Here is a 7,911-nt window from a genome sequence, read left to right on the forward strand (position 1 = left end):
GAGTATGTGAATGCTTCCATTAGCTTCAAGCCGTGGCCGGCCTGTAAATGCGTACATCCTGCGATCGACGGACTTCTTCAATTGCGGCAGAGGTACAAATTCCCTGGCGAGGATATTGTGTCAATCGAGCTGGGATTGAATCGGCTGGCTGAGGATTTTGTGGTCCAGCCACGCGATCAAAAATGGGATCCGAAGGATCCGGTCGTAGCGCGTTTTAGCCTGCCGTACGCCACAGCTGTCGCGGCCCAGCGCGGCGAAGTTGTAATTCGCGATTTCCTTCCTGATGCGCTTGGGGATCAGGCCGTTCGCCGGATCATGGCGCTCACTAAAATTGAAGTTGATCCAGAGATCGAACGCACGCACGGCCTCTATTCCAGTTCGCCGGTGACGGTCAAAGTGAGGCTAAAAGGCGGAGCCGAACATTTCATTCGAGTCGACAAGGCATTCGGACACCCGGAAAAGCCGGCTTCGCTCGCTGATGGTGTGCAGAAATTAAAAGCTTGTGCCGAAATGTCCATGCTCCCGTTTTCCGAGAAACAACTCGGGTTGATCGGAGACTTCATCAACGACCTCGATAAGCAGCCCACGTTGGCACCGCTATTCGAGCTGCTCATCCCTATGATTGCTGGGCCACAGGGTGGACCGTCATCTGATATTCAACGGTACGAGGGTTAAGCCGGCTGGCCGACGCACAGCCTCATGGATAAGAGGCGAGCATATGGAACATAGCAGAGTTGTCCGTTTGGATATTCACAGGAGCGGATTTCGATCGCTGTGGCAGAGAGCGGACACTTGGGTGGAATACCTCGGCGAGATTGCCAACGACCGTGATGCCATCACAGCGCCTGAACTTTTCAAGCCAAGTCGGCAGTCAAGTTGCACTTCTTCCCGCGAGGCCAGGATGACGACATCGCGCGTGTCATACAGGTGAGCGAACGGCCCTCGTGAGGCAAGTGATGTCTGCTTCGTTGGTGATGACAACCGCGGCGCATCAGCTCAGCGATCTTCGCTTCACCGCAGCGAGCCTGCGCAGATTATTACGAGAGAGGAATACCTGCGGACCTTTGACTACTGGCATAAAAGACTCCCTCGGATGTGTCTCGGAGCGGTCCGGCCAGGGCTCATGCGCCTGCAGCCAGAGCTTGCCACAATTATCACAAATCGCGATGCCGATTCCTGGCGTTTTTGAACGTTTCGGCGACATGCCAGCGCGATCTTGCCCTGTGCAAACTCGACACTTATGATCAACCGTCGACAGGGCCAAATCTCCGCAAGACCTCCCGATTGCGTGTTTCAGCAAGTCCCGGACACCTTTTCCGGTAAGTCCCGCACAGCGTTTTCACTAACTCCCCGGACAGTGATTCCGCTAATTCGACAGTTTCCGGGGTGGATTTGACGGTCGGTGCTCGGCTGCGCCGTTCTGGCATTTGGCTCTCTCATCATCGAACCGAGAGAGCCCATACCAAGACGGAAGCAAGCGAGACGAACGAGCGTGCGGGATATCCGGACGATCCTGCGCCTGACCCATGAACAGGGTCTTCGGTGTGCGAGGTCGCAGAGCGACTGAAGATCGGCAAGACCTCGGTTTCGAGGTTTCGACCTATTTACTGCGGGCGCGGGAGGCGGGGCTATGTGGTGGCCCCCGCCTGCGGGCTTTGGCGACGTGCGGCGCTGGAACAGCGTCTGTTTCACCGAATGGGCCGTCCGCCGCAGGATCTGAGCGAGCCGGATTGGGCGCGGGTCGCCCGGGAGCTGAAGCGCGAAATCTTTCTTCCTTTCTTCACTGGTAATAGGTAGAGCCGCGGATGTTGGCGTGCGGCGGTGTCGGCTTTGCCGGCTCTGCGGAGCTGGCCCGGTCGAGGCCGGAATTGAGGATGGCGGTGACGGAGGCGTAGATGATCGCGTTGATCAGCAGCGCCCGCTCGCAGGCCGCCTCGGTGCGCTCCCGCCCATAGCGCGGCGACAGCGACAGGATGCCCATGGCCGCGAGGTAGCCCTGTTCCGGATGTGGCCTATCGCGCATCATGCGCTCGACCAGAATGGCGTCGTTGGGGCCGATCCTTGCCGCCCGGCTGATCAGGCTGGCCGGTGTGGTGTTGGCGTGCGCTGGTGCGCCTTGGGCACGTGTTCGTTGACGGTGACATGGCCGGAACGCTGCGAGCGGCGGACATGGCTGGCGACGCGCTGGTCATCATGGAACATCTCGACGACCCGGTGGGTGAGCCGCATCTGGACGGTGCGGCCGATCAGCCGATGCGGCACCGAGTAGAAGGTCTTGTCGACCTCGACATGGTAGTCGGGATGGACCTTGGCCGTCTTCCATTCCGCATATTCGAACGGGGCCCCCGGCAGCGGCCTCAAGGCCGCCCGCTCGATCTCCTCGAACAGTTCGCGGCGGCTCGCCCAGGGCGAATGGCTGAAGGCGCATGACAACCTGATCATCACTGGACAGACCGGCACCGGCAACTCGTGGTTGGCTGCGCCTTCGGCCGCCAGGCGGCAAGGCTAGATCATTCCGTGCTCTATGCGCGCGTGCACGCCTGTTCGAGGACCTGGCGCTCGCCCGCCTCGATGGCCGCTTTCCCCGCCTTATCGACAAGCTCACCCGCGTCCAATTGCTCTTCTCGACGACTTCGGGACCCACAGCCTCACAGACCAGCAGCGCTTCCACCTGTTCAAAATCATCGAGGAACACTATCGGCGAAAATGGACCCTGATCACGGCCCAAGTCCCGGTGGCCAGATGGCATGACCTGACCCCACGGTCGCCCACGCCATTCTCGACAGGATCGTCGCAAAGCTCACCGCATCAGCTTTGAGGGCGACAGCATGCGCAAGCACAAGCTGCGCCCCTTTTGACCGGAGCCAAAAACGGGGAAATCAATCACGCATGAACGCAACAAGGCACCCGGGGACCATCGTCGTCAAACTGTCCGGCACTTAGTGAAGCAACTGTCCGCGACTTAGCGGAATCCTTGCCCGGTTTTTGCGAAATGCGCACTCCCGATGGCGGATGGGAGACGAGTAATACCGATCTGACCGATATATTCATGCTGTGCTCCTTTACCTTGATGCTGGTTGTGAGATCCGGATGCCGATATTTCTCGTCTGAACGTAGCCATCAAGTGCTTCCTGACCCTTCTCCCTTCCGTAGCCAGAATGCTTTACTCCACCGAACGGCGTTTCTACGCCGCCGACGTACCATCCATTCACGTACACTTGGCCAGCCCAAAGGCGATCAGCGCTCCAAAGAGCCCGATCGATATCCCGGGTGAACACGCCCGCTGCCAAGCCCTGATCGGTGTCGTTGGCGAGATCGATCCCCATCACTGGGTCGTCGAAAACGGTAACGGCAAGAACAGGACCGAAGACTTCTTTCTGGAACAGATTACTGTCTCGCGCCACATCGGCGAACACCGTCGCCGTCATGAAATAGCCGCTCCGCTCGGAAAGTGCAGTTCCGCCGATCACCACCCGTGCACCCTGCGAAAGAGCAGTGTGACAAGCTTTCTCGACCGCTTGGCGCTGCTTTTGGGAGATCAAGGGAGTGATGTCACAGTTCTCTCGCCCCGGACCAATCGAAAGTCCTTCGACGCAGACTTTTACTCTCTCCAACAGTTCGTCTGCGATTGAACGCTCAACAAGTAGTCTTGTTAGGTTGTTGCAGTTCTGCCCGGCATTAAGATAGGTTCCAACGCGCACCGCTTCCACGACGGCATCGAGATCGGCATCGGAATACACCACCGCAGCTGACTTGCCGCCCAGTTCCATGATGCACGGTACGATGCGCTCCGCTGCGGCCTTGAGCACCGTTCGCCCGGTAGCCGTGGACCCGGTAAAGACGATGTGGCGCACATCGGGATGGTCGATTAGCGCCTGGCCTGCCGTTTCGCCGTAACCGGTGAGCACGTTCACAGCTCCGGCAGGCAGCCCCGCGGTCTCGCAGGCACGTGCGATCTCAATTCCGGACAAGGGAGCCAGCTCTGGCGACTTCACCACCACTGAATTGCCGGTTGCGATGGCGCAGGCCAGCGAACGGGCTGTCAGTTCCAGTGGACCGTTCCACGGAACAATCTGGACGGACACACCGAACGGACTTCTGACAGTGTAGTCGACCAGATTGGCCCCGCGTGGGATCGAGCGACCTTCAAGCTTGTCGGCTAAGCCACCATAGTACCGCAAGTATCTGACGGCGGTCCGCACTTCGCCACGGGCGAGGTCCAACGCCTTGCCCGTCTCGATGCAGTTGATGATCGCGATCTCTTCGCTGCGCGCCTCGAGCGCATCCGCCACGCGAAACAGCATCCGCCCACGGTCGTAGGGGTGCATGTCTATAAGAACGCGATCGCGAAAAACGCGGTGAGCGGCAGCAACGGCGAGTTCGATTTCTTCGGGCCCTGCCTCTGCTACGACGGCAATCGTTTTCGCGGTCGAAGGGTCATCGACCTCGATCCGTCCGCCTGACGAAGAATCCCTCCACTCCCCATCTATAAAATTCTTGATCACTTCTGTGCCAGACATCGAAGTCCTCTCTGGAAATCTTCTCGACGCGCACCACTGCTGACGTAGGTGTCGCGGATTGCACGGATGGCCTGGCAAAGGCCTCGGCTTAACCGTGAGCCCGCGTCATGACCGGTGGCGGTTAGATGTCGAGAGCTTTCGCCAAGACCTGCAACCGCTTACCCGTACGCTCTAGGCGGTCAACAGCTCTATGTCGCCACACATCAACTTTGAAGTCCTCCTTCGATAAATTTGATTGCCCAAGCATAATCGGAGATATTCTGCGCGGTCCCAAATTTATTTCTCGTTTTTGATCCAAAAGAGTGATTTACTGTTCAGATATACGCAAAAGCATCGTAATCTGCAACAAGATGTGTCTTCCTCATATCGGCACCCACAAAACTGAGTACTACAATGCTACTTGATGATCTAAAAAATCTCCTTACTCAAAAAATCGTCAAGTCGAATCTCGATCACATCTACCAGTTTTGAAATAGCTTGTCCTCTGCCTCGTGATACCTACCAACACACGTAGGTGACTATCGCCGTACTTTGTCAGATTGTTAGCGAGACGGGCATTTTGAAATTCCCAAGAGGAGTCTTCAGTGCCTATTGGAGGTCGGGTTTTTGGGAGGCGCCGGCCATGGATGGACACTGGCAAGCTGATTTGGAGCGTTGGCTCGTGCCGTTGTTGGGGCGCTGCGGCACAACACCGGGCACGGATGTGCCCGGCGTGTATCGCGGCCGCGCCGCACAGGTGGTGTAGCTCGGCGGTAGCGAAGCCGCTTGCGAGCGCGCCCTCGATAGCGCTGTAGCGAGCGAGCGGCTTTGCGGTGGTCATCGACAGTTCGCCGGTAAGGTCGGGTTGCTGACACCAACCTGATTCGAAGGAACCATCGATGACCGACCACATGATGAACCTGCGCACGCTCGTGGAGAAGACCCCGATGCCGATATCTTGCGCGAGATGATTGGCTTTGCCGCCGAGCGGCTGATGGAGCTGGAGGTGGGCGCCGCCACCGGCGCCGGCTATGGGGAGAAGAACCCGTTGCGCACGGCCCAGAGCAACGGCTATCGCGAGCGCGACTGGGAGACGCGCGCCGGCACCGTCGAGCTGCGCATCCCCAAGCTCAGGAAGGGCTCCTATTTCCCCGGTTTCCTAGAACCGCGCCGCATGGCCGAGAAGGCGCTGACCGCCGTCATCCAGGAAGCCTATGTGCAAGGCATCTCGACCCGCTCGGTCGACGACCTGGTCAAGGCCATGGGCATGAGCGGCATCTCCAAAAGCCAGGTCAGCCGGCTGTGCGAAGAGATCGACGGCAAGGTCAAAGCGTTCCTTGAAAGACCCATCGAGGGCGACTGGCCATATCTGGGGATCGACGCCAGCTACCTGAAGGTGCGCCGCGGCGGCCGCATCGTCTCGGTCGCCGTCATCATCGCTGTCGGCGTCAACGCGGACGGCCGGCGCAAGGTGCTGGGCATGGAGGTCGGCACGTCTGAGGCCGAGCCGATCTGGACGGAGTTCCTGCGCAAGCTGACCCGCCGCGGCCTGCGCGGCGTCAAGCTCGTCGTCTCCGATGCCCATGAAGGCATCAAGGCGGCCGTCACCAAGGTGCTGTGCGCGACATGGCAGAGGTGCCGCGTGGGGCTGTTGAGAAAGTCGGCTTCCCCATGCATGGTGCGAGTTAACGAGGCCCTTGCTGTGAGAACTGCGGGAATTCTGTCTCAGGATTCCTCGATCGGCACCATACGGAGCGCCAGCAGCACCAATCCGAGCAAATGGGCCAACAAAGCGGCCGCCAGCCGTTTGAGGTTCACCGCCGCGGCCGTGAGGTAGGCCTGGATCGTCATGTTCGTTAGGCCCCGCCGAACCGCCCGGGCAAGGAGCCTTCCGAGCGCCACCGATGGCGTTGATAGAGCTGTTTATCCTCTTCCGACCATCGCTCGCGACGTCTGCGAGCTCTTAGCAATGCCGGATAGTCATTCCCCACAACAACCGCCTTGTTGGCGCGCCCTTTGGATAGGCAGATAGAGGCAAGGTCGCAGCCTGAGCAATCTCTGGCGCGCGAGTAAAAGAAGCGCCCATACTTCAAGGGCCGCTTGGGGTGCAGGACCTTGCCTCGAAGGCACTTCAGGATGTCGTGCTTGGCATCGTAGCGGAAACGACGCAGCGGAACCGGGCTGCGGATCGGCTCCGCCTTGGCGGGGATCAACGCGTCAATGCCGCGGTGCTCGAAAGCGGCGAACACCTTCGCATAGGCATAGCCGGCATCGGCAGTGACGGTTCGCACGGCCAAGCCCGTCGTCCTCTCAGCGGCATCGATCCGCTCCACGATCATCTGCCCCTCGCTGATCTCGCCGGTAGTCACCACGACATCGAGAACCACGCCGCGCAGATCATCGACAACAGCATGCTGCTTGTAAGCCGGCTCAAGCGGGCGATTGCGGGCGTTTGTCGCCATGGTGGCATCCGGGTCGGTGACGCAGACCTTCTTGAACTTGCCGGTTTTGCGGCTCTTCCTCGCCTCTGCATCCTCGTTCGCCGCACTCACCGCCTCCATGTGACGAACCGCCAGGCTGTCCCAGCTCACATCGGCCCGGATCAGCGAAGCATCGACATGGACGATCTCGCCCTTGGCGATCTTGGCGTCGATACAGGCCTGCACCGTGCGCTGAAAGATCCGACGAAACCGCTCTTCGCCCCAGCGGTGGCGGATGCGTGTCAGGGAAGAATGATCGGGAAGTGCTTCATGCAGACCATAGCCGACGAACCACCGGATGGCGATGTTGACCTGGGCCTCGCGCATCAGCCGGCGGTCGTGGACGTTCCCAAGCAGGAGACCCGCAAGCATTAGACGGACCGCAACCTCAGGATCTATTCCCGGGCGACCGTTGTCGTCGCAATAGAGATCCGCCACCTCGCCGCGCAGCCACGACAGATCAAGCACACGATCGACCTTGGCCAGGATATGATCATCAGGGATGAGCTGTCACAGCGAGCCGTTCATGAACAGTTCGAGTTGATCTCGTTCTTTCCGACCCAGCATCGCGAATCCTCCACCGAATCAACGATTGATCAATTGAATCAGCGGGGAAGGACTTCTTCAATAGCCCCCGCCTCCACTTCATGAGGAACGTGCTGGCCCATGCCGGCAAGAGCGGCGCCGCGTCGTCTCCGCTTTCATCGCCGCCGCCTTCGCCCAGGAAACGCCCGAGGCCGCAAGCACGCAAACAATCATGGACGACGCCGAGCCCGACGTGCTTGCCTACATGACTTTCCCCAAGGAGCAGCGCGCCAAGCTGCACTCGACGGATGACATCGACAAGCCTGATTTCGACTTTTTCGATTCCTGTTGCGTTTCTTTGTTCGGCTCAGGTGAGCCTGTTTCTTCGTCCCGGCCCACAGGATTTC

The 7,911-nt window shown here is 59.4% G+C and carries 2 protein-coding genes and 5 pseudogenes; 4 read left to right on the plus strand and 3 right to left on the minus strand.

Features of this window, described 5'->3' with window-relative positions; genetic code table 11:
* Both NKJ12_RS31625 and NKJ12_RS31630 read left to right on the plus strand, forming a co-directional pair.
* The coding region (locus NKJ12_RS31625; protein ID WP_502905765.1) for an MmgE/PrpD family protein at nucleotides 1-675 on the plus strand (675 nt) is incomplete at its 5' end.
* Nucleotides 676-1,459: 784 nt separating this feature from the next.
* Nucleotides 1,460-1,764: pseudogene (locus tag NKJ12_RS31630) on the plus strand (IS21 family transposase); the annotation flags it as partial.
* 16 nt (nucleotides 1,765-1,780) lie between these two features.
* Here NKJ12_RS31630 and NKJ12_RS31635 read toward each other — a convergent pair.
* Together NKJ12_RS31635 and NKJ12_RS31640 are read right to left on the minus strand one after the other, a co-directional pair.
* Nucleotides 1,781-2,400, minus strand: a pseudogene (locus NKJ12_RS31635) (Mu transposase domain-containing protein); the annotation flags it as partial.
* Nucleotides 2,401-3,062: 662 nt separating this feature from the next.
* Complete coding sequence (locus tag NKJ12_RS31640) at nucleotides 3,063-4,520, minus strand: aldehyde dehydrogenase family protein (RefSeq protein ID WP_352707626.1); 1,458 nt, start codon at nucleotides 4,518-4,520, stop codon at nucleotides 3,063-3,065.
* 878 nt (nucleotides 4,521-5,398) lie between these two features.
* Here NKJ12_RS31640 and NKJ12_RS31645 point away from each other — a divergent pair.
* Nucleotides 5,399-6,156, plus strand: a pseudogene (locus NKJ12_RS31645) (IS256 family transposase); the annotation flags it as partial.
* A gap of 68 nt (nucleotides 6,157-6,224) precedes the next feature.
* Here NKJ12_RS31645 and NKJ12_RS31650 read toward each other — a convergent pair.
* Nucleotides 6,225-7,546, minus strand: a pseudogene (locus NKJ12_RS31650) (transposase).
* 68 nt (nucleotides 7,547-7,614) lie between these two features.
* Here NKJ12_RS31650 and NKJ12_RS31655 point away from each other — a divergent pair.
* A pseudogene (locus NKJ12_RS31655) lies at nucleotides 7,615-7,826 on the plus strand (IS256 family transposase); the annotation flags it as partial.
* Nucleotides 7,827-7,911 lie beyond the last annotated feature (85 nt).

The organism is Mesorhizobium sp. M0195 (assembly GCF_040322115.1).
In the GTDB taxonomy this organism is placed as follows: domain Bacteria; phylum Pseudomonadota; class Alphaproteobacteria; order Rhizobiales; family Rhizobiaceae; genus Mesorhizobium.

Bases quoted from the DNA above. Each gene is read 5' to 3' on its own strand.
- NKJ12_RS31640 (WP_352707626.1), bottom strand. From the start codon at position 4,520: ATGTCTGGCACAGAAGTGATCAAGAATTTTATAGATGGGGAGTGGAGG.